Raw genomic sequence first — 26108 nt, 5'->3', positions numbered from 1 at the left:
TTCAGGACCGCAGCCATTCGTACGGCAGCGCACAATCCGGCCTCAACTTGAGCTTTCACCATCACGCTTGGCAAGAGGAAAGCTCACGGAAACCCGCAGACCCCGGCCTTCCGGGCCAGGTGCAAGCACGATTTGGGCCCCGAGACGGTCCGACAAGGCTTTCACGATGGCCAGTCCAAGACCACTGCCTGCAGGGCCGTTCGCCATCGGAATCCGATAAAAACGCTCGAAGACGCGGGCCCGATGGGCCTCCGGAATTCCCGGACCGGTATCCTCGACTTCAATTCGCGCGGTCGTGGCGTCAACAACCGCGCGAACCAGGACCATCCCCCCGGGGCGGTTGTAGCGGATCGCATTGTCGATCAGGTTTGCCAGCAATTCGCCAATCAGGACCGTATTGCCGGCGATGACCGCGGGACAGTCGGATCGATCGAACTGGACGTCGATGTCGTTCGCGAAAGCCTGTGGGGCACGCTCCGACAGGACATTGAAGGCGACCTCATTCAGGTCAACGTTCTCCGCGGCCGGTTGCGCAATGTTCTGCTCGTCGGCCCGTGCCAGTGTCACGAGCTGCCCGAGCAGCCGTTCAAGGCGGTTGATGGCGTTATCGACCTCGTCGAGGGCAGATTGGCCCGCCGGCGTTTCCGACCCCAGGCGTCGCACCAGATCGAGATGCGTCCGCAGTATCGCCAATGGGGTTCGCATCTGATGCGAGGCATCGGCTGTGAATCGGCGCACCAGTCCGATGGCCAGATCCAGCCGCTGTAGCAGGGAATTTACCGCGAGCGCCGGTGCTAAAGCTTCCTGCGGCACCCGGGAAAGGTCGAGCGGACTGAGATTTGGACCGCCCTGAATACCGCGCGCGTCGATTTCTTGCTTGAGCTCGCCAAGCGGCCTCAGGCCTCGATCGACGGCGTACCAGCCGAGGCAAGCGATCAGGCTAATCAACCCGGCCTCGAGCATCGCCAGTCCGATCAGCATTTCACTTTCGACGACGCGGCGCGCCTGCACCGTTTCGGCCACTGCGACGAGGACCAGCCCCGGCCTGCCGTAGACCTGCCGCGCCTGCGCGCCGATACGAACCGTTTTGCCGCGATACGCGCCATCGCGATGGCCGGTTTCGCCAGCCTTCAATCGATCGAAGCCGGACAGTGGAAGATCCTTGTAACCGGTGATCAATTCGCCGAGGTAAGTCACGCTGTAATAGATGCTGTCGTGCGACTGGCTTTCCAGCATGCCGAGCGCAACCTGCGGCAAGTCGACCGTCAGTTCGCCATCTTCCACGCCGACGCGTTCGGCGATGGCGAGAACCGACCCATCGAGCAACCGGTCATGAACTGTCTGCACAACGCGCTGGATCAGCAACATACCGCCGATTCCAAGCACCATCGCCAATACAATGGCGGGCGCCACCAGATTGGTGAGGAGCGTTCGCCTCAACGACGGCCGCCAGGTGGCGATCACTGTACCTCCAGCAGATAGCCTAGCCCGCGGACGGTTCGGATTCGCGGCCCGTCAGGACCGAGTTTCTGGCGAACGCGACCAACATAGAGTTCCGCCGCGTTCGGCGCTACCGCCTCGTCGAAGCCAAATACCTCCGCGATCAGGCGCTCCTTGGAGACGACTTTGCCGGCGCGGGTCATCAGCACTTCCAGCACGGCAAACTCGCGCCGTCGCAATTCAAGCGGCCGGCCGCTCAGTGTAATCGTGCCCGCGGCGCGGTCGAACGCGAGCGGGCCACAGATCAAGGTTGGATTTGGAAGCCCCTGTCCCCTTCTCACGAGCGCACGAACGCGGGCATCAAATTCGGCGATATCAAATGGCTTGGAGAGATAATCGTCGGCGCCGAGATCGAGCCCGCTGACCTTATCGCCGGTCGCGTAACGGGCAGTCAGAATCATGACCGGAACGGTCGACCCGGCTTGCCGTATCTTGTGTAGGACTCCGAAACCCGACACGTTCGGCAAGTTGATGTCCAGGATGATGAGGCTGTAGGGTTCCAGCAAGGCGGTCTGCGCTGCCGAAGCCCCTTCAGACTCGATATCGACGGCGAACCCGGACAGCTTGAGCCGCTCGGCAAGGCCGCGCGCCATGGCGGCATCGTCCTCGACAATCAGAATCCTCACTGAACAAACCCTTGCGTTCGCACCATCCGTGCGCGGGAGACGTCACCGTGAGGCTAGAAGGACAGTATCGAAAGATCAAATCGGAGCTTCCTCGCGGATGTACGGCTCGCATCCTTCGGACACTTCGCCAGGAGAGGGCCGCGTGCTTCCCGGCATCCCCTCCCTCGACGGTTCGACTTTGCCAGGCCAGTCCCCATATCGTGTGGCAACACGTAACGATACAGCGAGCAGCTTTGATGGCCAGGAGACGCGTGAGGGAAACGGAAGCCGACGATCTCCCCCGCTATTTCGTCTGGGTGCGCGGTCTTGAGGGCCCCGAACCGCAGAAATGGATGGCGATGGATTTCGGCGTCGGTGACTGGAAACGGCCGCTCGTGCTCGCCTATCTCGAGCTACCTGAGGGCGAGCGACACTTGCCGTTGTCGGCGCTGGCCCGGCGATATCCGCCGCCGCGGGCAGAGGCTTCGTAGAGGGGCCATCCTGGACGGACGCGAGGATCTCGCCACCCCGTCAACCCAGGGCGAGCAACGCCGCATCACTGGCAGTACTGTTTTCCGCCATAGGTATGACATTTGCCGCCCTCGCTGCTGGCCGGAGCAGACGGCGCGCGCGGGCTCGGTTCGTGGCGGGACACCGCCTTTGGTTTCTGGGGCGACGGATCGGGACGCCGCTGGCACACGCCCTGGGCGTCCAGCACGAATTTGTTGTCACAGACGATCTGGACGCAGCGGTCGCCAACCGCCTTTTGCCCCCTCGCACAAACCAGCGGGCAGATGCGATCGGGCCGGGCGCGCACCGCATCGAGCGCGTCGAGGCTTGCGACCTTCACGTCGAATTTCGTACCGGCATATCTGTTGAAGCTGTCGAGCGCCTTTTGCGACGGTGCAGTCCAGGCGCCATCGGCCGCACCGGGATCGCAACCGACACGCTTCAGGTGCGCCTGGAGCAAGCGGGCGATGTCCGCAGGATCCATCGCTGGCACGCTAGTCGGCGCCACGGCGAGAGCAGCAGCGGGCGCGGCGGGCGGGGTCAGAGCGGCAAGCGTAGCCTGGCGCTCCTTCTCGCGCCGGTCTGCCTCGCGCTTCGCCGCCTCGATCTGTTGCTGCGCCTCCAGCGCGGCCTGCTTCATCGCCTGCTCGACCTGAAGGGCCGCGTCCTCCGCCTGCCGGCGCGCCTCCGCAACCTGCCGCCGGGCATCGTCGAGCTCGCGCTTGGCCTGCTCGGCGATGCGTTGGCGCTCCTTCTCCAGATCGCGCCGGGCCTGCTCGGAGATCTGCTGCGTGGCCCGTTCCGTCTCACGCGCCGCCTGCTCCTCGATCTGTTTCCTGAAATCGTCGCTCTTCTGCCGGACCTGCTGCTCGGCCTGCCGCTGTACGGCATCGGCGTTTTCGCTGATTTTTTCTGCGGCCTCGAGCTTGTCGAGCGCCGCATGCGCAAAGTTGGCATAGATGCCGGTGGCATGAACGGCGAGAAAGGAAAGCCAGGCCTGCTTGGTGCCGGCCTGCGCTGCAAGCTCATAATCCCGCCGGGCTCCCGCGTTCGGATCGATCGGCGGTGCAATCAGCGGCACCAGCGCCACGGTGTCGCCGCCGAGCGATCCGTAGACGAAGGGCTCCTGCCGCCGCCCCGTGCTCTTGAGCACCTCGTCGCGAACCCGGCCAAGCGTCAGGCGAAGGTCGAGGCCCGGTGTCGCCAAATGATTGAGGAGCGCGGTCGCAAACGGGCTGTGCGCACCGTCGCCGTCGCCGGCGACCGCGCCGGCCTTGGCGGCGAACGCAATCAGCGTATCCGCCGTGGCGGGCTCGATCTTGGCGAGGCCGCGGCCCATCGAACGCGTGGCGAAACTGCGTGTCATCCGCTCTGCAAACGGATTGTCGCGGCAGGCATCGAGGATGACGAGCCGCAGCCGCTTCGCCGGATTTATCGCCTGGAGAATCCGGTCCAGCGGGACCGCCTCGTCCTCGACGTCGAAATCGCTCTGCAGCCTGGCATCTGCCGGAATCAGGAAGTTCGCGCCGTTCACCTCGATGCCGTGACCGGCGTAATAGACCACGGCCATGTCGGAATCCGCGGCAACCGCAGCAAAATCGCGCACCGCCCGCCGCATCTCGATGACGCCGAGATCGCGGCGAAGCTCCACGATATCGAACCCCATCCGCTTGAACACGTCGCTGATGGCGGCGGCGTCGTTGTCGGGATTGGCCAGCCGCGCGACGCTCTGGTAGTTGGACACACCAAGGACCAGCGCCACTCGCTTGTCGGCCTGCGCGGTCGTCGCCGCTGCCAGCATCCACAACATCGACAGCGCAAGCCGGCAGACCAACCGGCTTGAACGCAACATCGGGACTGAAGGGCTCAATCGGATCATGATGCAGGCTTCGCTCCACGCGTCAGCAATGTGGCTGCAATCGATATGAGTACTATTTCGATAGCGGTCCGCCCTCGGGTCTGTGCCATCGATCACACATCAGGCCCGGCCGTCAGGCGAGACGGTTGCCGCCGCGCAGTGTCCTGCCGGGCGCCTCCCTGTTCGAAATGATAGTGGAAGGGGCATGGCATTGGGAAGCTGTCCAGCAACCTTCCGCAGATACTTGCCTCCCCGGGGCGCTTGAGCTTCTATGTCGGCATAAATCGCTTTTGCTTCGTTGGCCGCCAAGGGGTTTTCAGAATGATCCGTCCTTTCATGACAGTTGTATTGTCGATTGTAACCAGCGCCTCGTTGCTTCTTTCCGGCACTGCGAGCGCCGACAAGATGCGCCCGGGCTACAAGAGCTACGGAAACGCCCACGGCTTGAATGCCAACGCAGCTTGCCGTCGCCCGCATTTCAACATCTGCCAGGGTTGTAATGTCGTCATCCCGATGCGGGTCGCGCAAGACCGCGGTTGCGGGTTCAATTTCCAATCCCTGGGTCCGTTCGTGGGCCAGGACGTCGTCGTCTCTCCGGCGAACGGATCTTACAGCCTGGTCAACTCGACGAAGGCTGTGTACCGGCCGAATTCCGGCTTTACCGGCAGCGACCATTTCGAGAGCAGACTCTACTTCGAGGACGGCGCCGGCAAGCGCACGTTCCTGAATCTGAAAGTCAACGTCAACGTCGTTCCCAGCCTGTGAGCTGCCGAGGCACCGTGCTCTCGGCACCGGTCTCAATCACCCTCACAGCTGCCTCCGCATGAATCGGCTCCGCCGGACGGACGTGCGCGACCGCGCGGGCTCGGCTCCTGGCGCGATACCGCCTTTGGCTTCTGCGGCGGCGGATCGGGACGCCGCCGGCACACGCTCTGGGCATCCAGCACGTCATTGCCGTCGCAGACGATCTGGACGCAACGATCGCCTTCTGCCTTTTGTCCCTTGGCGCACACCAGCGGACAGACACGATCGGGCCGGCCGCGCACCGCATCGAGCGCATCGAGGCTGGCAACTTTGACGTCGAATCTGGTGCCGGCGTTTCGGTTGAAATTGTCGAGCGCCTTTTGCGACGGCGCCGTCCAGGCACCGTCGGTGGTCCCGGGATCGCAGCCGACGCGCTTCAGATGGGCTTGGAGCAGGCGTGCAATATCCGCCGGATCCATTGCCGGCACGACAACCGACGCAGGGGCAGGCGCAGCCGGCGGAGTTACCGCGGCGAGTGTGGCCTGTCGCTCCCGCTCGCGCTGTTCCTGTTCGCGCCTTGCGGCCTCGATCTGCTGCTGCGCGTCCAGCGCGGCCTGCTTCTTTGCCTGCTCGACCTGAAGGGCCGCATCCTCCGCCTGCCGGCGCGCCTCCGCAACCTGCCGCCGGGCATCGTCGAGCTCGCGCTTGGCCTGGTCGGCGATGCGTTGGCGCTCCTTCTCCAGATCGCGCCGGGCCTGTTCTGAGACCTGGAGCTTCGCCTGCTCGGCCTGGCGCGCAGCCTGCTCCCCGATCTGCTTCTTGACATCCTCGTTCTTCTGCCTGGCTTGCTGTTCGGCTTGCCGCCTCAGCAGGTCTGCCTTTTCACGGGCCTTCTCCGCCGCATCCAGCTTGTCGAGGGCCGCATGAGCAGACACAGCGTAGGGGCCGCTACCGTGAACGCCGAGAAACGAGGTCCACGCCTCCCTTGTGCCGATCTGCGCCGCAAATTCGTAGTCCCGCTGGGACTCCGCGTCCGGATCGACCTTTGGGGCAATCAGCGGCACCAGCGCCACGGTGTCGCCGCCGAGCGATCCGTAGACGAAGGGCTCCTGCCGCCGCCCCGTGCTCTTGAGCACCTCGTCGCGAACCCGGCCAAGCGTCAGGCGAAGGTCGAGGCCCGGTGTCGCCAAATGATTGAGGAGCGCGGTCGCAAACGGGCTGTGCGCACCGTCGCCGTCGCCGGCGACCGCGCCGGCCTTGGCGGCGAACGCAATCAGCGTATCCGCCGTGGCGGGCTCGATCTTGGCGAGGCCGCGGCCCATCGAACGCGTGGCGACACTGCGTGTCATCCGCTCTGCAAACGGATTGTCGCGGCAGGCATCGAGGATGACGAGCCGCAGCCGCTTCGCCGGATTTATCGCCTGGAGAATCCGGTCCAGCGGAACCGCCTCGTCCTCGACGTCGAAATCGCTCTGCAGCCTGGCATCTGCCGGAATCAGGAAATTCGCGCCGTTCACCTCGATGCCGTGACCGGCGTAATAGACCACGGCCATGTCGGAATCCGCGGCAACCGCAGCAAAATCGCGCACCGCCCGCCGCATCTCGATGACGCCGAGATCGCGGCGAAGCTCCACGATATCGAACCCCATCCGCTTGAACACGTCGCTGATGGCGGCGGCGTCGTTGTCAGGATTGGCCAGCCGCGCGACGCTCTGGTAGTTGGACACACCAAGGACCAGCGCCACTCGCTTGTCGGCCTGCGCGGTCGTCGCCGCTGCCAGCATCAGAGCAATCGCCAGCGCAACACGGCCGGCCAGACGCTGCAGGCGTGACATCGGAGCCGGGAGGATCAATCCGACCATGGTGCAGGCTTCAATCCGTCAAGGGCCCTAGGCTGGCTCCGGGATGATTTCGAGGGTCTTCTCCCGTAAGTCAACCCGTCTGTGGCCTATCTCACTTCCCGGTGCCGCCGTGGGCGTCAGGCCAAACCTCCGGCGACATGACTGCGGCCGACGAAGCTCGACGTGATCAAGGAGCCGTATCAGCAGTTCTACAAGAACAATGCCGGTACCGCGCGCATCTGGTGCAGCGACTGCCGGGCCCGCCCATGCCGCCGGACGAGCCAGTGCGACGAAGCAGTAGGCATCGCGTCGGGAACGCCAGACCGATGCCTTGCGACACCATGATTATGGGTGTCGCGGCGCCCGCACCGCGGCTAAACTTGGCCCTGCGCCGCGGGGGACACGCGGTGCAGGACGACGATGATCATGACCGAACAGGGCGAGACGGGTGAAGCCATCACCATCCTCCTCGTCGAGGACGACGCGCCGACCTGCTGGCGGCTCCAGGACGCGCTGGTCAAGGCCGGCTACGAGGTGCGAAGCGCCGGTACGCTGGGAGAGGCTCGTTCGGCGCTGAGCGCGGCTGTGCCGCGCGTGCTGCTCACCGATCTGCGGCTGCCCGACGGCCACGGCGTCGAGCTGATCCGCGAGACAAGGCAACGCTTTCCCGACACCGAGATCATGGTGATCTCGGCGCTCGGCGACGAAGAAAGTGTGATCTCCGCGATCACGGTTGGCGCCACCGGCTATCTCCTGAAGGATGCGTTCCCCACTGATATCGCCACCACCGTGCGCGATCTTGTCGCCGGCCATTCGCCGATCTCGGCCTCGATCGCCCGCTTCATCGTGCGCAGGACGCAAGGTTCCGCGCAGAATGCGGCCGAGCCTCCGCCGGGCCCCGCGCTCAACACCGCAAGGCTCACCCCACGCGAGATCGATATCCTCTGGGGCATTGCCAAAGGTTTCAGCTACGCCGAGATCGCAAGCCATCTCGGCCTGTCCCGGCAGACCGTGCCCGGCCACATCAAGAACATCTATCGCAAGCTCGAAGTGCACACCCGCAGCGAAGCGGTGTTCGAAGCGGTGCAGCAGGGCCTGATCAAGCTGTGAGCGAGATCGTGGCCAAGGCACCGGTCAAACCCGGGCGGCGCCGGCTGCTGGTCTCGCGTCTCGTGCCCTATCTGCTGCTGCAGGCGCTGATAGTGGTCGCGACCGTCCTCGGGCTGCGGCTGCTCCAGCCCAGCGACCCCGACGACTTTGCGCTGAGCGAATTCTCGCTGCGCGAGGACGGCGTGGCACGTCCCGTGACGCTGCCGCATTTCACGTCGTCACGCTATTCCCTGGCCGACCCGCCGCTCTACACCGGCGCCTTCACGTTCCGCCGCGGCGATGTCGCGTCGGGATGGTCGGTATTCCTGCCGCGCTTCAGCAACGCGGTGGAAGTCTCAATCAACGGCGTCGTCATCCTGGATTCCCGACGCGATGCCAACGCCAACCGGCCCGACCGCAACACTCCGCAGATCGGGGCGATCCCGTCCTCGCTGCTGCGCGAGGGCGCGAACGAGATCGCGGTACGGCTGTTGGTTTGGGGACCGCTCAAGGGCTTTCTCGACACCGTCTATGTCGGGCCGGATGCGGCCTTGCGGCCGGCCTACGAGACACGCACGCTGATGTTCGTCACGTTGCCCGTGGTGTTCTCCGCTTGGCAGTCGATCCTCGCCGTCATCCTGGCGATCATGTGGCTGATGCGCCGCCGCGAGCCGGTTTACGGCGTGCTGGCCGTGGCGATGGTACTCGGCGTAGTGCAGGCCTTTGCGCCGCCACCGGTGCCCCCCCTCAACACGTCCCGGCTCGCCGCGGTATTGCTCGCGTCCGCACCGATCGAGAGCGCCCTGGTCGTCGTCTTCGGCGTGCTGTTCTTCGGCTGGCGCTGGCCGCGCTACGGCATGCTGCTGTTCGCGCCGGGGCTCGTCGTGTTCGGCGTCGGACTGATCGCCGGCCCGCCGCTGCCGCGCATTCTGTTTCTCCTGCTTGGCATTCCTACCGTCGGTCTCTGCCTGCTCCTGATGGCCTGCGTCACCGCTGCCGCGGTGGTGCGGCGGCAGGACGCGGCAAGCTTCACGCTCGGCTGCGCGGTGACCATTGTGCTGATCTGCTGGGTCCACGACATGCTGTCGGTGTTCGAGATCGTGACCGACGAGCGCATCTTCCTCTCGCGCCTGTCCTACTCGGCGATGCTGGTCGCGATCGGCGCCGGTTTGACCTGGCGGTTCGCGCGCGCGCTGAACCAGGTCGACAGCTTTGCCGACCAGCTCGTGACGCGCGTACGTGAGGCCGAGGAGCGGCTGAAGGCGAGCTTTGCCCGCGAGGAGGAGCGTGCAAGGGCAGCCGCGCTCGCCAATGAGCGCACGCGGCTGATGCGCGACCTGCATGACGGCCTCGGCGGCCAGCTCATCAGCATCGTGGCACTGTCCGAGCGCGGGCACGAGGGCGCGACCATCACCGACGCTGCCCGTGCGGCGCTGAAGGACCTCCGCCTCGTCATCGACTCCATGGACGACATCGGCGGCGACCTGATGCTCGCACTCGGCTCCTGGCGCGAGCGAGCGACCGCGCAATTGCGACCGCACGACATCGCGCTCGACTGGCACGTGGCCACGCCGCAGGGGCTGCCGCTGCATCCCGAGCTCAGGCCATGGCATGTCATCCAGATCGTGCGCATCCTCGACGAGGCCGTGACCAACGCGGTCAAGCACGCACAGGCCCGCCGCATCGCGGTCACCATCGAGACGGTCAACGAAGGTCAGGGGCCGTTCGGTGTGATCAAGGTCGCGGATGATGGCAAGGGCTTTGCGAACGGTTCTGCGCCGGTCGGCAGCGGCAGAGCCACCGACGCGGGCCAGACCGCGCGGGGGCTTCGCAACATGAGGAGCCGTGCCGCGCGCTGCGGGGCGATGCTCGATCTGAGCTCGGATTCCTCAGGCACGCGCGTGCGGCTGCAATTGCCGCAGATTTTCCCCGACAGCGGTGCCGCCGTCGGCTGAAAAGCCCCCTCTCCGAACGTGTGGGACGCGCGGAGAGAGGGACGGGCCGGATGATTTGCCTGCGGAAGACGGGGGTTCGTCCGCAATGCTCCTTCGCCCGAACTCTTTCGTCTTTCTCAGCGCACGCCGACGCGATTGACCGGACTACCGCGATTCATCGGCGTGCCCGCGCGCACGCCGACACCGGGCGCACCGACCCCGGGTGTCGCGACCGCGACTGCGGCGGCCGGCGCAGCGACCACTGCCGCTCTCGGCCGCACCACGCAGCCCTTGGGTATGCCGACCGTCTTGCAATAGACCACCGCCTGCGCCGGGCTCGTGCCCAGCGAGACCGTCGCCGCACCTGCCAGCGCCAAAATTGTCAGCCCGGCGCTCAGCGCTCCCGCTCTTTTCGACATCTTGCTCTCCTGCTTCCCGTTCGGCGGCCCGATGCAATCACCGGGTCTCGCGGCCGACGTGCAGCCTGAATGACAAAAGACGGCGCGCTGATACATGCCATGAAAATGGGGGTACGGCGGCGGGACGGGCTGGCCGATGCCATGAACATGGCATGGACCTGCGCCCGGCGCTCGCGAGATGGTCCGGCCCGCTTGATCCCAGGCGGGACCAACGACATTCCCAAGGAGGTGTTTTATGAAGATCTCGGTTCTTGCCGTGCTGCTGCTCGCCGCTACCGCCCAGACCGCCGCTGCGCAATCCGGTCCGACGCCGCAGGAGCAGATGACCTGCCGAAGCGACGCGAACAAATTCTGCGCCGAACATATCGGCAAGCCGCCACAGATGAATGCCTGCCTGCGCGAGAACAAGTCGAAGCTTTCGGACGGCTGCCGCAAGGTCGTGGAGTCACACGGCGGGTGAGTGCTCGCGTCCACAACACAAATCTCGGCGGCGTCAAAGCCGTCAGGCCATAGACGTCGATGCGCCGGTCATAGGTCGGGCGCGCGCACGACGGCGAGGATGGACGCTAATCGTCGTCGCCGAATAGCCTGATCTGCGGAAAGCCGCCGCGCGGCCTGCTCGGGACCTCGCGCGCATCGGCATCTTCGCGGATGTTGCGCGCGACGTCGTCCCAATCGGTGCGGTCGCGCATCCCACGCGGCTCGCGGAAATCGTAGTGGCGGCGCTCGGCCCAGCGCTCACGGCGCTCCGTCCGGCGCCGTTCAGACGTGGCGCGCTTGACGTCAGAATCCCTGGCCTTGGCATAGGCGTTGTCGGATGAGGATGACGGCTCTGTCGATGCTTGCCGCTCGGCAGGCTTTGCGACTTGCGGAGGCGACGCCGGTGGCGGTTTCGGGGGCTCCACCGCTGCCGCCTGCGAAGGCTGTTGCGCTGGCTGTTCAGCGTTGGCTTGAGTGGTCTGCGTGTCGGGCTTCACCGCTTCGGACTTTGCCTCAGGCTTGGACTCGGCCTTGGCGTCGGATTTGGCTTCGGCCTGCGCTGGCGCGGCGACCATGGCGCCGAAGGCTTGCGAGCCGGTGAGATATTGCAGGCGCTCGGATGGCGCTTCCGTCGTGGCGGGCTTGGCGTCAGCGCGCTGCGCGATCTTGCTGGTATCAGGCCCCTGCTTGGGCGAGACCGGATTCATGATATTGCCGGCGACAATGCCGCCGCCGAGACCAATGGCGATGGCTGCGACGATGGTTCCTGCACCGACGAAATAGGCTGTCGAGGCGCGCATTGGTCCACTCCCTCTTTGGAGCGGGCAACGCTTGTCAATTGCAGGATGTTCCCGATATAGCCGCAGTTCCGGAAGGAACTTGCGCGTCAGATCTGCTGCGCCACCTTCTCGAGCCCAATGATGCGGGCGAGCTTGCGCACTTCCTCTTTCTGGTCGTCACGCAGCTGGAACAGCAGCGGCATCGCGGCCGACTTCAACTGCTGGACCTCGTCGCAATTGGGATCGATCGGCACGCCCTGCACGTTCGGATTGGACAGCTTGTTTGCCGAGATCTTGCGGACAACGTTGCGCAGCGCGGTCTCGACCGACGGCCAGTAATATTCCTGCGACGACGACAACTTCAGACGGTCCCTGATGCCCGCAATCTGTACGTCGGACAACAGCGAATAGGATTTCTGCGGCTGCGGCTTGGCGACGACCTTCGGCTTGGCCGGGACTTCGACGGCAGGAATCTCTGCAGCGGCCGGAGCCTCGTTCACGCTCGCCTTGGGCATCGGGAAATCGGATGGCGTGGCGGCGGCAAACGCCTGACGCAGCGGCTCGGTCAGCACGGGCATTTGCGAGAGCTTGTCCGCCGGAACCTGAACCGGGTCGATGGCGGCCGAGGCTAGCGCCAGCGTCGGAACCAGACGGTCGGCCTTGGCGGCCCGATTGGTTGCAAGCAGCTTGGGCGCCGGCGCCTGCGTGATCATTTCGGCGCTGACGCTGGGCACGCTGTCGCGGCCGAGAATGGCGGTGGTGGCGGCGCCGAGGACGAGGAAGCAGGTCAGCACGACGATGGTGATGGCTTTCGACAAACGTCTCTCCGCAACCGGCTTCAAGTCCACGTGATCACTGCCCGCAAACTGGGCGAAAATTAAGGCTTAACCGTGCCATCGCGGCGGCAATCGCGCGGACTGCGGCGACATCATCTGGAAAGGTCAACAAAATCAAGCAGCTAGCGCCAGATCGTAAGCGTCCTGGATGTCGGCCACGATCTCCGAGGCCTCCCAGACTCCACGCGGCTCGACCGATTGCAGCGCCACCGTCCAATTGCCGCCCCGGCGGGTGCGGGGGACGCTGACGATGTCGAAGCGAACATTGCGGCACAGCGGGTGGCGGGCCAGCGCATGGGCCACGCGAACGCGAATTTCGTCCAGCGAAGCCGCCGTCTTGGCGTTGAGAAAGTCGAAGTCCATCGCCTGTCCCTCTCGGTCCTGATTGGCGCCTGAGGGGATTCTGGGCGATCGATGGTTAATCTGCCGTTAAGTGACCGCTTCTAAGGAGCGCTCGATTAACTGTGATGGAGGCGACGGGCCCTGTCGGTCTCCGGGTTTTTACGGGGAGAGGCGGCCACCCGCCTCTCGATACTCCGCGACCGTCCGCGCGACGAGATCGTTGGCCTCCATCACTTCGGTTACACCCGATATCGAATGCCCGCCGCTCCAGATATCGCGCCAGCGCTCGGGGCGGCTCTCGCGCGCGTTGACGTCGATGTCCTTGCCGACGTCGATTGCACCGCGCGCCGGCAGATCGTCGGGGTCGAGACCGGCTGCCAGGATCGACGGCTTGAGCATGCTGGTCTGCAGGCCCGTGAACGCGGTGGTCAGCAAGATGTCGTCCGCGCTGCCGTCGACCAGCATTTGCTTGTGACGCTCATCCGCCATGCTCTCCCGCGTCGCGATGAACTTCGTACCCATGTAGCCGAGATCGCAACCGAGCACTTCGGCCGCGCGCAATGCGTGGCCGTCGCTGATGCCCCCCGCGAGCACGATGATGCCATCGTAGAACGCACGCACCGCGCGGACGAAGGCGAACGGGTTGAGCCAGCCGGTTTGCCCGCCCGCGCCGGCGGTAAGCAGCACGAGCCCGTCGGCACCTGCTTCCGCCGCGCGTTCGGCGTGGCGGATCGAGGCAACATCCGCAAGCACCAATGCGCCGACGTCGTGCAGCGGCTTGAGCACCGTCGTGGGCGAGCCGACCGAGGTGATGACGATCTCCGGCCTGTGGTGCAGCAACACGGCGAGATCCTGCTCCAGCCGTGCATTGGAGCGGTGCACGATCAGGTTTGGGCAAAGCGGCGCGGCCTTTCGGCCGGTTTGATCTTCATGCCGCCGCAGCCGCGCTTCGATGTCGGTGAGCCATTCATCGAGTTGTTCGGTGCTACGGCAATTCGCGGTGGGGAAGCTGCCGATCACGCCGTTGCGGCAGGCCGCGACCATGAGCTCGACGCCCGAGACCAGAAACATCGGCGCGGCAATCAGCGGCAGGGCGAGACGACCGTGGAAATGTTGCAGCCGATCTGACGTCACGCGTGCCTCCCTCGCGCGGGCTTAGTCGTTCCATCCCGCATTCCCTGTGCTAGCGTCGCGGTAAACATTGGCACGCCGGAAGCCGATAACAAAGCAGCGAGGAAACATATGTCCGATCCGCTCCATGCATCGTCCCCGACTTGCGCGCAGGCGCTGCGGGCGCTGTCGCGCTATCCGGGCCGAACCGCGTTCGCGTGGCCCGGCGGATCGCTGAGCTATCAGGGCACCATCGACCTGATCGGGCGCATCCAGGGCGTGTTCATGCGGCTTGGATTGCAGCCCGGCGCGCGGGTCGCCTTCCTCACCGCGAACCGCGCCGACACCTGGTGCGCCGGCGTTGCCGCGCAATTGTCGCGGCTCTGCGTCACCTGGCTGCATCCTTTGGGATCGCCGGGAGACCAGATGTTCCAGCTCGAGGATTCCGAGGCCGAGGTGCTGGTGGTCGATGCGGCCGCCTTCCACGATCGCGGCGGCGAGCTCGCCGCGCAGGCGACCTGGCTCAAGGCGGTGTTCACCACGGGACCGGCCAACTATGGCGTCGATCTCTTGCAGGCGATCGAGATCGAAGGCCATGCCAGCGCGCATTGCCTCGCCCGACCCGACGACCTCTCCACGCTGAATTACACCGGTGGCACCACCGGCAAATCCAAGGGCGCGTTGCGCTACCACCGCGAAAATGCCGGAGCCGCGGCCGCGATCCTCGCCGACTTCGAGATTCCCGATGGCGCGCGCTACCTCGCGGTGGCACCGATCAGCCATGTCGCCGGCACGAAAGTGCTACCGACCTTGATGCGGGGCGGCACCGTGCACATGCTGAAGGGTTTCGATCCCGAGGCGGTGCTGGGGACTATCGCACGCGAGCGCATCAACTTCACGCTGTTCGTGCCGACCATGGTCTATGTGCTGCTCGATCATCCCGCATTGAGCAGGACCGACCTCTCCTCGCTCGAGCTGGTGCTCTACGGCGCCTCCGCGATGTCGCCGAGCCGGCTGGTCGAGGGCATCGAACGGATCGGGCCGGTGTTCTCGCAGCTCTACGGCCAGACCGAATGCTACCCAATCTCGGTGCTGCGCAAGGCGGATCACGATCCCAAAACGCCCGAACTGTTCCTGTCCTGTGGCTTCCCGATCGCGGCGTGCGAGGTCAAGATCCTCGACGACAACGACCAGGAGGTGAAGACGGGCGAGGCCGGCGAAATCTGCGTGCGCGCTCCGCATGCGATGGCGGAGTACTGGAAGCGGCCCGACACCACCGCCGAGACGCTCAAGAACGGCTGGGTGCACACCGGCGACATCGCTCGTAAGGACGATCGCGGCTACATGTTCATCCTCGACCGCAAGAAGGACATGATCGTCTCCGGCGGCTTCAACATCTTTCCGCGGGAAATCGAAGACGTGCTGTCACAGCACGCCGATGTGGCCATGGTTGCGGTCGTCGGCATCCCCGACGAGAAATGGGGCGAGGCCGTGACCGCTGTCGTCGTCCTGCGCGAAGGCGCAAAACCTGACGCCGATGAACTGATCAATCTGGTGAAGACGCGAAAAGGCTCGGCTCATGCACCGAAGCAGATCCAGTTCGTCAAGCAACTCCCGATGACCGGCGTCGGCAAGGTCGACAAGAAGATGCTGCGCGCGAGCTTTTGGAGCGGGCGGGGCCGGATGGTGGGATAGATAAGGTGCCTCACCGCTTCTCGATCACCAGGCTTTGCACGGCTCGGCCGAAATAGCCCTGCCGGTCGGCGAGCCGCGACATCGCAAGCCCGGCACCATCGGGGCCGATCCAGGAATCACCGTCGAGCAGGATCCATTCGCCGACCGGCTGGCGCGCAAAGCTCACGGTGAGGTCAGCGTTGATGTAGGTCCAGGCGCGGAAATCGAGCGACGAGGCGGTGCCGTTGGAAAAATCGGCCGCGACCACGGCGCGCATCGCCTGGGAGAGCGGTTCGCCCGCGATCAGGGGATGGTCGACGCGAAACCAGATCGCGCCGGCGCCGGCTTGCCCGAAGCGGCCGCGCGCAGCGCGCATCGAGACTGAACGTACGAACGGGCTGGTAGCGGCATGACCGTCCTCGAGCAGCGAGTCCTCCGGCGACGGCAGCGTAACCGGCAGCGCCTTGACGTGCTCGGGCAGCGTCAGTGCCTGGCGCTTGATCTTGAGCACGGTGGCGCCGACCACCTGGACGCCGTCGGCGAGCAGCTTGACTCCGCAGAGCTGGATCTTGCGGCCCTCGCGCAAGATCTCGGTCGCGATCGTGAGTGGTGCCACCGGCACCGGGCGCATCAGGTCGATGGTGACGCGCGCGATGTCCATTGCAACTGGCGTCGGAATGCGCTCAGCCGCCCACGTCACCAGCGCGGCCGGCGCCGAACCGTGCTGCATACGCCGGTCCCACGGGCCCGCGGCATCCGGGCTGGTGACGACGCTGTCGCCGTCGACGCGGTAGATGGGGGGCATCGTTTCTCCGTGATGCACATTCGGTGCTGAGCAAAAGCTGTCGTCCCGGCGAAGTTCACAACGGCGGATCGACCGCCTCGTCGTATTCCTTCTTGAAGCGCGCGATCATTTCGGCGGCTGGCACGATGCCGTCGATGCTGCCGACGCCCTGGCCTGAACCCCAGATTTCCTTCCAGGCTTTTGGCTTGGCGCGCTCGCCGGAGGCGTCGGTGCCGAAGTTCATCTTGGAAGGATCGGACGTCGGCAGGTTTTCCGGATCCATGCCGGCGGCGAGAATCGACGGCTTCAGATAGTTGCCGTGCACGCCGGTGAACAGGTTGGAATAGATAATGTCGTCGGCCGTCGCGCCGGCGATCATCTCCTTGTACTTCTCGACGGCATTGGCTTCCTTGGTGGCGATGAAGGCCGAGCCGATATAGGCAAAGTCGGCGCCGAGAATGCGCGCGGCGCGGATCGCCTTGCCGTTGCCGATCGCGCCGGACAGCGCGATCGGGCCGTCGAACCATTTTCGTGTCTCGGCAACGAACGCCAATGGCGAGATCGTGCCGGCATGGCCGCCGGCGCCCGCCGCGACCAGGATCAGGCCGTCGGCGCCCTTCTCGATCGCCTTGTGCGCAAACTTCTGGTTGATCACATCGTGGAAAACGATGCCGCCCCAGCCGTGCACGGCCTGATTGAGCTCCTCGCGCGCGCCGAGCGACGAGATAATCATCGGCACCTTGTACTTAGCGCAGAGCTGCATGTCGTGGTCGAGCCGGTTGTTTGACTTGTGCACGATCTGGTTGACCGCAAACGGCGCCGACGGCTTGTCGGGATGCGCGCGATCATAGGCCGCGAGCTCTTCGGTGATGCGCGCCAGCCACTCGTCAAGCAGCTCCGGCGGCCGCGCGTTCAGCGACGGAAACGAGCCGACCACGCCCGCCTTGCACTGCGCGATCACGAGATCGGGCACCGAGATGATGAAGAGCGGCGAACCGATCACGGGGATCGACAGGCGTCCCTTGAACAAGGCAGGCATGGACATTGCGAGACGATCCTCTGGTTGGCGGTCACATCGAAGTTGGGAGCCATACCAACAAGGCAATCTTTCCACTGTCAAGTATTGCGTTTTGGCGCCGTGGAGGGAGGCCGTTACCGCAATTCCAAGCCGCGGAATTCAGCGCGGACCGACGACATCACGCAAGCAAATCCGGATTGATCAGCCGCTCGAACGAGAACATCTCGTCCCATTTCTCCTGGGTCAGCAGCTTGCGCTCGACGACGACGATCTGATGCAGCGACTTGCCGCTCTTGTAGCCCTCGCGCGCGATCTCGGCGCATTCCTTGTAGCCGAGCAGCGGCTTCAGCACCGTGACGATACCGAGCGAATTCAGCACCATGTTGCGGGTGTGCTCCTCGTTGGCAGTGATGCCGACGACGCAATTCTCACGCAGGCTGTTGACCGCGCGCTCCATGGTGCGGATCGAGAAGAACAGCGCGAACGAGATCACCGGCTCCATCACATTGAGCTGGAGCTGACCCGCGGACGCCGCGAGCGTCACGGTGGTGTCGAGCCCGATCACGAGGAAGCTGGTCTGGTTGACGACCTCGGGGATGACAGGATTGACCTTGCCGGGCATGATCGAGGAGCCCGGCTGAAGCTGCGGCAGGTTGATCTCGTTGAAGCCGGCACGCGGGCCCGAGGCGAGCAGGCGGATGTCGTTGCAGATCTTGGTCAGCTTGCTCGCGGTGCGCTTGAGCACGCCGGAGAGCTGCACATAGGCGCCTGTATCCGACGTCGCTTCGACGAGGTCGCCCGCAAGGATGAAGTCGACGCCGGTGAGCGCGCTCAGATGCCGGACCGCAAGCTTGGGATAGCCGTGCGCCGCGGTGACGGAGGTGCCGATCGCGGTGGCGCCGAGATTGATCTCGCGCAGCAGCGCGCGGGCCTCGGAGATTCGATCGACCTCCTCGCCCATGGTGGTGCCCCAACCACGGAATTCGGCGCCGAGCGACATCGGCACCGCGTCCTGCAGATGGGTGCGGCCCATCTTCAGCACGCGCTCGAACTCCCGGCCCTTGGCGAAGAATGCCTCCTGGAGCTGGCGCAGCGCCGTCATGTAGCTCTCGAGCCGAAGGATCAGCGCCAGCCGAAAGGCGGTCGGATAGGTGTCGTTGGTCGACTGGCCGTAATTGACGTGATCGTTGGGGCTGACGTGCTGGTAGTCGCCCTTCGCGAAGCCGAGCGATTCCAGCGCGAGATTGGCGATCACCTCGTTGGCGTTCATGTTGGTGGAGGTGCCGGCCCCGCCCTGGATGAAGTCGGTGACGAACTGGTCCATCATGTCGCCGGCGATGACGCGATCGCAGCCCACGATGATGGCTTCCGCGACTTTGGTGTCCACCGCGCCGAGATCGCGGTTGGCCATGGCGGCGGCCTTCTTGACGTAACCGAGCGCCTTCACGAAGTAAGGCTCCTGGTTCATCGGAATGCCGGTGATGTGGAAGTTCTCCTTCCCGCGGATGGTCTGGACGCCGTAATAGATGTCGTCGGCGATCTCACGCTGTCCGAGGAAGTCCTGCTCCGTGCGGCTCATGGGCGCTCCTTGCTTGCTCGCGCGACGTCCTCAGTTCTGGCACAGCGCGCTGGTGACGAAGGTATCAGTGCGGCAGTCATCCGGTTTGCGTTGCCTGCCCGGGATCAGAACCTTGGCCGAGCACTTTTCCGCGGAGTCGGCATTCAGGCTCTTGCCTTCCGTGTAGCCCTTGCTCTGGCAGAGTTTGTCGGCGGCGAGCTTGCAGTCGGGCGCGCCGTTCGACGAGGCCGGACAGGCCACGCGTCCCGACACTATGGTCGACGGCTTCGCCAGGCGCGACAAATCGTTCATGGTCTCGCTCGGGCTTTTGATCGGCGGCAGGATCGAGGGCAGCTTTTCGAACAGCTTGCCCATTTCGTTGATCAGCCCGGGGTTTTCCTCATGCACCGGCGGCGACGAAGGAGCTGTCGAGGGCGCCGGTGCGGCCTGCGGTCCTTGCTCCTGCAAGCCGAGCGCCGGCGGCGCGGATTGCGGCCATCCGGTCCCGCCGGCACCCAGCAGGAGCGAAAGCACCGCAAATGTCAGCGTCCCAAGTCGCAGGACCGGAATGCCGGATCGAAGCGTCATGACGCCAACCGTAGCCGAACCTGGCGCGGGGGCAAAGCGCCTTCGGGTTAGATCAATTTGATTGCGACGACAAAGCCGAGCACGAGCACCGCGGCGCCGATTGCCACCACCAATCCGAGATGCTTCTCGATCTTGATCCGGATCCAGTCGCCGTAGCGGTTGAGCAGGATCGCCACGATAAAGAAGCGCCCGCCACGCGCCACGATCGAGCACAGGATGAACAGCCCGATATTGTAGCCGGCAAAGCCGGACGTGATGGTCACGAGCTTGTAGGGGATCGGCGTGAGTCCCTTGAGCAGGATGATCACGGCGCCCCATTCGGCATAGGAGGCGCGGAAGGCGTCGACCTTGCCGCCGAGGCCATAGACTTCGATCAGCCAATGGCCGACCGAGTCGAAGAGCAGCGCACCGATAGCGTAGCCCAGAAGGCCACCCAGCACCGACGTCGCAGTGCAGATCGCCGCATAGACCCAGGCGCGTTGCGGGCGCGCCAGTGACATCGGGATCAGCATCACGTCCGGCGGGACGGGAAAGAAGGAGCTTTCAGCGAAAGCCACGGCGCCCATGATCCAGAGCGCGTAAGGCTTGTGAGCGGCGTCGATGCACCAGTCGTAAATACGTTTCAGCATGGCGCCGCGATGAAGCACCATGGGACGGATTTGTCCATGCCGAGATGGGACCGATTTGTGCCAATACTAGTGGCGCTTGCGCGCGGTGCGGCCTTCGAGCGCGACGATTGGCCGCCTGGCGGCGACACGCGGTGACGCAACTTTGGGCAGTTTCATAGCCGACTTCGGCAGTTTCTCGGCGATGCCGAGCATGTCTTCACGCCGCGTCATCTCGCGCCAGACGTCCTCGGGGCGCACGCCGGCCGAGGCCCAGAGCACGGTCAGATTGTAGAGTAGATCGGCGCTTTCCCGGATCACGGCTTCGCTATCGCCGTTGACCGCGTCGATGACGACCTCGATGGCCTCTTCAGCCAGCTTCTTCGCCATTTTTGACGGGCCGCGCTGAAACAGCCGCGCTGTGCGCGATGTTGCCGGATCAAGGTCCCTGGCCGCGAGCACAGCCAGATATAGCCGCTCAAGCGAATCACTCATGTACGCGACGCTACTCTAAACCCATGGCCAGCGCGTTAACGCGCGATAGTAGAGCCCAAAAAGGGGCCGCCGCGGCAAGCACGACGGCCCGTTTGTGGTCAACCTTTTGTTGTGGCCAAAACTAGTAGCAGTTGGTGCGGTGGCCCTGGCCGCAGAGCTCCGACGGAGCCGTGCCGCCGTAACGCTGATACTGGTAGTTCGGGCCGGGTCCGTAATACGGGCCGTCGCCGTAATAGGCAGGGCCGCTGTAATAGGCGGGGCCGCCATAATAGGGGCCATCGTCATAGGCGTAGGCGTTGCGGGTCGCGGCGATCGCAAGACCGGTGCCGACGATGCCGGCAAACGCTGCAGCAGCCGCCGCGCCACCGCCGCCACCATGCCAATGACGGCCGCCCGCGTAGGAAGCGGTCGGGGTTATTGCGGTCAGCGCCAGCACCGCGGCGGTAGCGAGAACGGCCTTACGGCCGGCAAATCCTGAAAATCTGTCAAACATGTCCTGGACCCTCCTTGGGACCTCGAATGGTGCCTGATGACAGGCTCGTGTCTCTCAAACACCCGCATCCCATGTTGGGTTCCCCAACCCCAACACAAGCTGAACGGGGTTGCGTGATCGTGACGCAACCGCCGCTCATCCGCCGTTCATGTTGGCGCGAACAAGCTTGTCGCCAGCCGGCGCTCCGAGCGTCACCAAGCCATAACAACACCGGACCGGCGCGACTGATGTTCGAATTCACGACAATTGCTCTTCGCGGTCTGCTGGCCGCTGCAATCTCGCTTGCGGTGCTGACTGCGCGCGATGCTACCGCGGCCGAGACCGTCGTGCCCTCCATTGCGATCCACTTCACCTTCGACCGCCCGATCGATGCGAGCATGGCGCCGTTCTTTCTTGCCGCCAAGGACGGCAGCTTCGGCGCCGAACGTCTCAACGTCTCCTTCAGCAGCGCGGCCGGATCGCCGGAGGCGCTTGCGCGCGTCGCCAAGGGCAACAGCGAGCTCGCGCTCGTCGACATCACCGAGCTGATCCGCTTCCGCGACAAGGATGCGACCCCGGTCAAGGCGGTATTCGTGCTGTTCAACCGCGCGCCCTACGCGATCGTCGCCCGCAGGAGCCGCGGCATCCACCTCCTGCCCGACCTGGACGGCAAAACCGTCGGCGTTGCCGATAGCGATCTGTCGATGCGGCTGTGGCCGGCGCTGGCGCAGCAGAACGGCATCGACACGGCTCACGTGAAATTCCACAAGATCAGCGCCGCGGTGCGCGAGCCGATCCTCTCCGCGGGACAGGTCGATGCCGTCGCCGGCTTCAGCTATCTCTCGGCAGTGAACCTGCGCGACCGCGGCGTGCCAGGCGGCGATCTCGTCGCGCTTCGCTATGCCGATTATGGTTGCGAGGCCTATGGCTTTGCCGTCGTGGTCAACCCGGCTTTCGCCGCGGCCAAGCCGGACACCGTGAAGGGATTCGTCCGCGCATTGATCGCCGGCATCAACGCGACCGTCAAGGACCCGGCGCGTGCGGCGGACGAAGCCGCGAGCCGCATCGACGGCGGCGATCGCGATCTTGAGCTGGAGCGGCTGCGCACCGTCCTCGTCGACAACATCCTGACGGACGAGGTCCGTCGCAACGGCCTCGGCGACATCGACCCGGCGCGCATGGATCGCGCGATCGACCAGATCGGGCAGGATTTCAAATTCCGCAACCGGCCGGCGGCGGGCGACATCTTCGACAGCGGGTTCTTGCCGCCAGTTGCAGGGCGGTTGATCAACTGAGCAAAACCGACAGCTTCCGCTATATCTCACGGGCGATCCCTGATTAGAGTATGCGCTCACTCCGTTCCAGCCGCCCGAGCTCCTCGCCCATGCCCATTCTCCGCCTCTACACCCGCGTTCTCGAGCTGCTCGGTAAGGAGGCACGGCTGGGCTGGCTGCTTGCGGTCGTCAATCTCCTGCTTGCGGGCTCGCAATTCGCCGAACCGGTGCTGTTCGGCCGGATCGTCGATGTGCTCTCCGGCAAGACGGTCGCAGGCTCCAACTCGGCCTGGCCGTTCCTGGTTGCATGGGTCGCGTTCGGACTGTTCACCATCGTCTGCAGCGCGGTCGTAGCGTTGCAGGCCGACCGGCTCTCCCACCGCCAGCGGCAGGCGGTCCTGACGGACTATTTCGAGCACATCCTGCAGCTGCCTCTGACCTTCCATTCGGGCACCCATTCGGGCCGGTTGATGAAGGTGATGCTGAACGGCACAGATGCGCTGTGGCGGTTATGGGTCGGCTTCTTTCGAGAGCATTTTGCCGCGATCCTCTCGGTCGTGGTGCTGCTGCCGCTATCGCTCTACCTGAACTGGCGGCTTGCAATCCTGCTGTTCGTGCTCTGCATCGTCTTCACCGCGCTGACCACCTTCGTGGTGCGCAGAACCTTCGGCATGCAGATGGAGGTGGAGGAGCACTACAGCGAGCTCTCCGCGCGCGCGTCCGACGCCCTTGGCAACGTCGCGCTGGTGCAGAGTTTCGTCCGCGTCGAATCCGAGGTGAAGGGCCTGCGCTCCGTCGCCGACGAGTTGCTAGCGGCGCAAATGCCGGTGCTGTCGTGGTGGGCACTCGTCACCGTCATCACGCGCGCCTCCACCACGATCACCGTGCTCGCGATCTTCACTTTCGGCATCGCGCTGCACGACCAGGGGCTGACCTCTGTCGGCGAGATCGTCATGTTCGTGAGCTTCGCGACGCTTCTGATCCAGAAGCTGGAGCAGGTCGTGAGCTTCATCAACAACGTGTTCATGGAAGCCCCGCGCCTGCGCGAGTTCTTCAACGTGCTCGATGCGGTTCCTGCGGTGCACGACCGGCACGACGCGATCGATGCGGGTCGGCTCTCCGGCCTCGTCGAATTCAACGACGTCACCTTCTCCTATGACGGCAAGCGGCCGGCGGTCGAGGACCTCTCCTTCACCGCGCTTCCCAGCCAGACCATCGCACTGGTCGGCGCGACGGGCGCCGGCAAGTCGACGGCGATTGCGCTGCTGCATCGCGCCTTCGATCCGCAGTCCGGCTTCATCAGGATCGACGGCATGGACGTGCGCGGGGTGACGCTGACATCGCTGCGGCGGAACATCGGCGTGGTCTTTCAGGAGGCGCTGCTGTTCAACCGCTCGATCGCGGAGAATTTGCGCGTCGGCAAGCCGGACGCCACCGAGGCCGAGATGCGCAAGGCGGCGGAGCGCGCGCAGGCGCTCGAATTCATCGAGCGCAGCGGCGGCTTCGAGACCAATGCCGGCGAGCGGGGCCGGATGCTGTCGGGTGGTGAGCGCCAGCGGCTGTCGATCGCACGTGCACTGCTGAAGGATCCGCCGATCCTGATCCTGGACGAGGCGACGAGCGCACTCGACGCCGTCACCGAGGCCAAGGTGAATACCGCTCTCGACGAAGTGATGAAGGGCCGCACCACCTTCGTGATCGCCCACCGTCTCTCCACCATCCGCAATGCCACGCGTATCCTGGTGTTCGAGAACGGGCGCGTGATCGAAAGCGGAACTTTCGATGAACTCGTGGCCAAAGGCGGCCATTTCGCCGACCTCGCCAGGGCTCAATTCATGGTTCAGGAGAACGCACGGGCCAGCGTGACAGCGGCTGAGGCTGCCGCGACGGCCGCCAAGTCGCCTTAACAAGCCGCCTTGGCAAGTCCCCATCGTATCGTCGAAATTCGGCCCATTTCATTGCGGAATACCCGGCTGATGCCCCTATTCCCGACGCACCAGCCGGTATAGGTTTGCGGCGCCGCAAGCGGCGGCGCTGGATTTCAGAACCGAACATCAGATCACGAGAGCCGACCGGAACTGGCGGGTCTCCAAGGACCGGAATCGGATAGTGCACGCTCTTCGCCCGCTGCTTCGTCAATCCCTGTTCAACCTGTTCGCCGCGGCACTCGCGTGTGCCGCGTTGCTCGCGCCGCGCGCGGCGAGCGCCGAAGCGCTGCTCCTGATCGAGGCCGATAGCGGCAAGGTGCTGCAGGCGGAGAACGCGACCATTCCCTGGTATCCGGCTTCCGTCACCAAGATCATGACCGCCTATGTGACGCTGAAGGCGGTCAAGGACGGCAAGCTCACACTCGACACACTGCTCACGGTTTCGCCGACGGCAGCCTCGCAGTCGCCCTCGAAGATGGGCTTTCGCCCGGGAACGCAGCTTACCGTCGACAACGCGCTCAAGATGATGATGGTGAAATCGGCGAACGACATGGCCGTCGTGCTCGCCGAAGGCGTTGGCGGTTCGATCGATGGTTTCTCGGCGCTGATGAACGACACGGCGCAGAAGCTCGGCATGACGCAGACGAGCTACGTCAATCCGAACGGCCTGCCCGCCGACGGACAGATCACCTCCGCGCGGGATCTTGGCATTCTCGCGCGCTCGTTCCTGCGCGACCTGCCCGAGTACGAGTACTTCGTGCACATTCCGGCAATCCGCTTCGGCAAGCGCGTCACCGGCAATTTCAACAAGCTGATCGGCCGCTATCCCGGCGCCGACGGTTTCAAGACCGGCTTCATCTGCGCCTCCGGCTACAATCTCGTCGCGTCGGCCACCCGCAACGGCCGCCGGCTGATCGCCGTCGTGCTGGGCGCCAACTCCGGGACCGCGCGCGCGGTGAAGGCGGCGCAGCTGCTGGAGCGCGGCTTCTCGCAAGATAATCTCACCTGGCTCCGCCCCTCGCTCGGCACCGTTGACAAGCTGGTCCCGGTCGACGCCTCGCCGCCGAACCTGCGTGACGACATGTGCGGCGGCCATCGCAAGCGGCCGGCCAGCGACGATGACGACGCGCTGATCGCGGCCAATGGCGGCACGTCCGGGTCCGCCTCGGCCACCGGCGGCGAAGCCCAAGTCACCTTCTTCACGGCCGGGCTTCAGCCGCCTCTGATGAAGGCCTCCGAGCTGATGGCCTCGGCCCCGGCGGCGGCCGAGCCCGTGCTGGTGTATACCGGTCCGACCCGCACCGGGACCGCCCTGATCGCGGCGGTCGCGGCCGATGCCGACCAGCAGGCCACGCCAAAGCCGCGTGGCAAGAAGTCGCGCGTCGCCAAAAAGCCCGACGCGGCAGACAAGCCGAAGGATGCCAAGACGGCGGCGGCGAAGCCCGATGCCAAGACGGCGGCGGCCGCAAAGCCGGCCGACGGCAAGTCCGCAGCTAAGCCGGCCGGTACCAAGCATGCCGCAGCCAAGCCCGATGCGGTGGCAAAGCCTGCGGTGAGCGGCGAGGCGGCCAAGCCCGCCAAGCCCAAGGCCGCGACCAAGCCCGCCAAGCCCGCCAACAACAGTTAACAGCCGACGCGAGGCGAGACCGCGCCGCACTTCGCAGT

25 protein-coding genes are annotated in these 26108 nt (G+C 65.0%); 9 read left to right on the top strand and 16 right to left on the bottom strand.

Annotated features, from left to right (window positions below):
• Positions 1–42: 42 nt before the first annotated feature.
• Together BcanWU425_RS05245 and BcanWU425_RS05240 are read right to left on the bottom strand one after the other, a co-directional pair.
• On the bottom strand, positions 43–1464 hold the full coding sequence (locus tag BcanWU425_RS05245; RefSeq protein ID WP_204512503.1) for a sensor histidine kinase: 1422 nt from the start codon (positions 1462–1464) through the stop codon (positions 43–45).
• Positions 1461–2126, bottom strand: coding sequence for a response regulator transcription factor (locus tag BcanWU425_RS05240; RefSeq protein WP_204512504.1), 666 nt, complete (start codon positions 2124–2126; stop codon positions 1461–1463). The genes BcanWU425_RS05245 and BcanWU425_RS05240 overlap by 4 nt, the downstream gene beginning before the upstream one ends.
• A gap of 236 nt (positions 2127–2362) precedes the next feature.
• Between BcanWU425_RS05240 and BcanWU425_RS05235 the strand changes: the two genes are divergently transcribed.
• Positions 2363–2596, top strand: a complete 234-nt coding sequence (locus BcanWU425_RS05235) for a hypothetical protein (RefSeq protein WP_204512505.1) — start codon at positions 2363–2365, stop codon at positions 2594–2596.
• A 65-nt stretch (positions 2597–2661) separates the two neighbouring features.
• On the opposite strand, the gene BcanWU425_RS05230 is transcribed toward BcanWU425_RS05235, so the two are convergent.
• Positions 2662–4467: a caspase family protein gene (locus BcanWU425_RS05230; protein WP_231190204.1), complete on the bottom strand. Its 1806-nt coding sequence runs from the start codon at positions 4465–4467 to the stop codon at positions 2662–2664.
• Between the two features lie 327 nt (positions 4468–4794).
• On the opposite strand from BcanWU425_RS05230, the gene BcanWU425_RS05225 reads away from it, so the two are divergent.
• Positions 4795–5238, top strand: coding sequence for a hypothetical protein (locus tag BcanWU425_RS05225; protein ID WP_204512507.1), 444 nt, complete (start codon positions 4795–4797; stop codon positions 5236–5238).
• 32 nt (positions 5239–5270) lie between these two features.
• Here BcanWU425_RS05225 and BcanWU425_RS05220 read toward each other — a convergent pair whose 3' ends face one another.
• Positions 5271–7079, bottom strand: a complete 1809-nt coding sequence (locus tag BcanWU425_RS05220) for a caspase family protein (protein ID WP_204512508.1) — start codon at positions 7077–7079, stop codon at positions 5271–5273.
• A gap of 405 nt (positions 7080–7484) precedes the next feature.
• Between BcanWU425_RS05220 and BcanWU425_RS05215 the strand changes: the two genes are divergently transcribed.
• Together BcanWU425_RS05215 and BcanWU425_RS05210 are read left to right on the top strand one after the other, a co-directional pair.
• On the top strand, positions 7485–8168 hold the full coding sequence (locus tag BcanWU425_RS05215; RefSeq protein ID WP_018453158.1) for a response regulator: 684 nt from the start codon (positions 7485–7487) through the stop codon (positions 8166–8168).
• Positions 8165–10102: a sensor histidine kinase gene (locus BcanWU425_RS05210; RefSeq protein ID WP_204512509.1), complete on the top strand. Its 1938-nt coding sequence runs from the start codon at positions 8165–8167 to the stop codon at positions 10100–10102. The genes BcanWU425_RS05215 and BcanWU425_RS05210 overlap by 4 nt, the downstream gene beginning before the upstream one ends.
• Positions 10103–10218: 116 nt before the next feature.
• Here BcanWU425_RS05210 and BcanWU425_RS05205 read toward each other — a convergent pair whose 3' ends face one another.
• Positions 10219–10500: a hypothetical protein gene (locus BcanWU425_RS05205; RefSeq protein ID WP_204512510.1), complete on the bottom strand. Its 282-nt coding sequence runs from the start codon at positions 10498–10500 to the stop codon at positions 10219–10221.
• Positions 10501–10735: 235 nt separating this feature from the next.
• On the opposite strand from BcanWU425_RS05205, the gene BcanWU425_RS05200 reads away from it, so the two are divergent.
• Positions 10736–10960 (top strand): cysteine rich repeat-containing protein, encoded by a 225-nt coding sequence (locus BcanWU425_RS05200; protein ID WP_018453155.1) that lies wholly within the window; start codon positions 10736–10738, stop codon positions 10958–10960.
• Positions 10961–11066: 106 nt separating this feature from the next.
• On the opposite strand, the gene BcanWU425_RS05195 is transcribed toward BcanWU425_RS05200, so the two are convergent.
• The 4 genes from BcanWU425_RS05195 to BcanWU425_RS05180 form a co-directional block, all read right to left on the bottom strand.
• Positions 11067–11780: a hypothetical protein gene (locus BcanWU425_RS05195; RefSeq protein WP_085350794.1), complete on the bottom strand. Its 714-nt coding sequence runs from the start codon at positions 11778–11780 to the stop codon at positions 11067–11069.
• Between the two features lie 86 nt (positions 11781–11866).
• On the bottom strand, positions 11867–12577 hold the full coding sequence (locus tag BcanWU425_RS05190; protein WP_018453153.1) for a hypothetical protein: 711 nt from the start codon (positions 12575–12577) through the stop codon (positions 11867–11869).
• Between the two features lie 132 nt (positions 12578–12709).
• A complete protein-coding gene (locus BcanWU425_RS05185; RefSeq protein WP_018453152.1) occupies positions 12710–12958 on the bottom strand; it encodes a hypothetical protein in 249 nt (82 codons plus the stop codon).
• 138 nt (positions 12959–13096) lie between these two features.
• Complete coding sequence (locus tag BcanWU425_RS05180) at positions 13097–14071, bottom strand: NAD(P)H-dependent flavin oxidoreductase (RefSeq protein WP_204512511.1); 975 nt, start codon at positions 14069–14071, stop codon at positions 13097–13099.
• Between the two features lie 108 nt (positions 14072–14179).
• Between BcanWU425_RS05180 and BcanWU425_RS05175 the strand changes: the two genes are divergently transcribed.
• A complete protein-coding gene (locus BcanWU425_RS05175; RefSeq protein ID WP_018453150.1) occupies positions 14180–15742 on the top strand; it encodes an AMP-binding protein in 1563 nt (520 codons plus the stop codon).
• Between the two features lie 10 nt (positions 15743–15752).
• On the opposite strand, the gene BcanWU425_RS05170 is transcribed toward BcanWU425_RS05175, so the two are convergent.
• The 7 genes from BcanWU425_RS05170 to BcanWU425_RS05140 form a co-directional block, all read right to left on the bottom strand.
• Positions 15753–16526, bottom strand: a complete 774-nt coding sequence (locus BcanWU425_RS05170) for a thioesterase family protein (protein ID WP_085350797.1) — start codon at positions 16524–16526, stop codon at positions 15753–15755.
• A gap of 55 nt (positions 16527–16581) precedes the next feature.
• Complete coding sequence (locus tag BcanWU425_RS05165) at positions 16582–17550, bottom strand: NAD(P)H-dependent flavin oxidoreductase (protein ID WP_204512512.1); 969 nt, start codon at positions 17548–17550, stop codon at positions 16582–16584.
• A gap of 151 nt (positions 17551–17701) precedes the next feature.
• Complete coding sequence (locus tag BcanWU425_RS05160; protein WP_018453148.1) at positions 17702–19102, bottom strand: aspartate ammonia-lyase; 1401 nt, start codon at positions 19100–19102, stop codon at positions 17702–17704.
• A gap of 30 nt (positions 19103–19132) precedes the next feature.
• Entirely contained in the window at positions 19133–19669 is a 537-nt protein-coding gene (locus BcanWU425_RS05155; protein ID WP_204512513.1) for a hypothetical protein, read from the bottom strand.
• A 47-nt stretch (positions 19670–19716) separates the two neighbouring features.
• On the bottom strand, positions 19717–20319 hold the full coding sequence (locus BcanWU425_RS05150; protein ID WP_007615385.1) for a YqaA family protein: 603 nt from the start codon (positions 20317–20319) through the stop codon (positions 19717–19719).
• A 45-nt stretch (positions 20320–20364) separates the two neighbouring features.
• Positions 20365–20769 carry a phosphoribosyl-ATP diphosphatase gene (hisE, locus tag BcanWU425_RS05145; protein ID WP_007597487.1) on the bottom strand — a complete coding sequence of 135 codons (405 nt, stop codon included), beginning with the start codon at positions 20767–20769 and terminating at the stop codon, positions 20365–20367.
• A 121-nt stretch (positions 20770–20890) separates the two neighbouring features.
• Positions 20891–21262, bottom strand: coding sequence for a hypothetical protein (locus BcanWU425_RS05140; protein WP_018453145.1), 372 nt, complete (start codon positions 21260–21262; stop codon positions 20891–20893).
• Between the two features lie 227 nt (positions 21263–21489).
• On the opposite strand from BcanWU425_RS05140, the gene BcanWU425_RS05135 reads away from it, so the two are divergent.
• From BcanWU425_RS05135 to BcanWU425_RS05125, 3 genes are all read left to right on the top strand, one after another.
• Positions 21490–22536: an ABC transporter substrate-binding protein gene (locus tag BcanWU425_RS05135; RefSeq protein ID WP_231190194.1), complete on the top strand. Its 1047-nt coding sequence runs from the start codon at positions 21490–21492 to the stop codon at positions 22534–22536.
• An 89-nt stretch (positions 22537–22625) separates the two neighbouring features.
• Complete coding sequence (locus BcanWU425_RS05130) at positions 22626–24422, top strand: glucan ABC transporter ATP-binding protein/ permease (protein ID WP_018453143.1); 1797 nt, start codon at positions 22626–22628, stop codon at positions 24420–24422.
• Positions 24423–24624: 202 nt separating this feature from the next.
• Positions 24625–26070 carry a D-alanyl-D-alanine carboxypeptidase family protein gene (locus BcanWU425_RS05125; protein WP_085361117.1) on the top strand — a complete coding sequence of 482 codons (1446 nt, stop codon included), beginning with the start codon at positions 24625–24627 and terminating at the stop codon, positions 26068–26070.
• The last annotated feature ends 38 nt before the right edge of the window (positions 26071–26108 follow it).

It is taken from the genome of Bradyrhizobium sp. WU425 (genome assembly GCF_021052305.1).
Classification (GTDB): Bacteria; Pseudomonadota; Alphaproteobacteria; order Rhizobiales; family Xanthobacteraceae; genus Bradyrhizobium; species Bradyrhizobium canariense_D.
The sequence above is the reverse complement of the archived record's forward strand: the minus strand, read 5'-3'. Positions and strand labels throughout refer to the sequence as shown.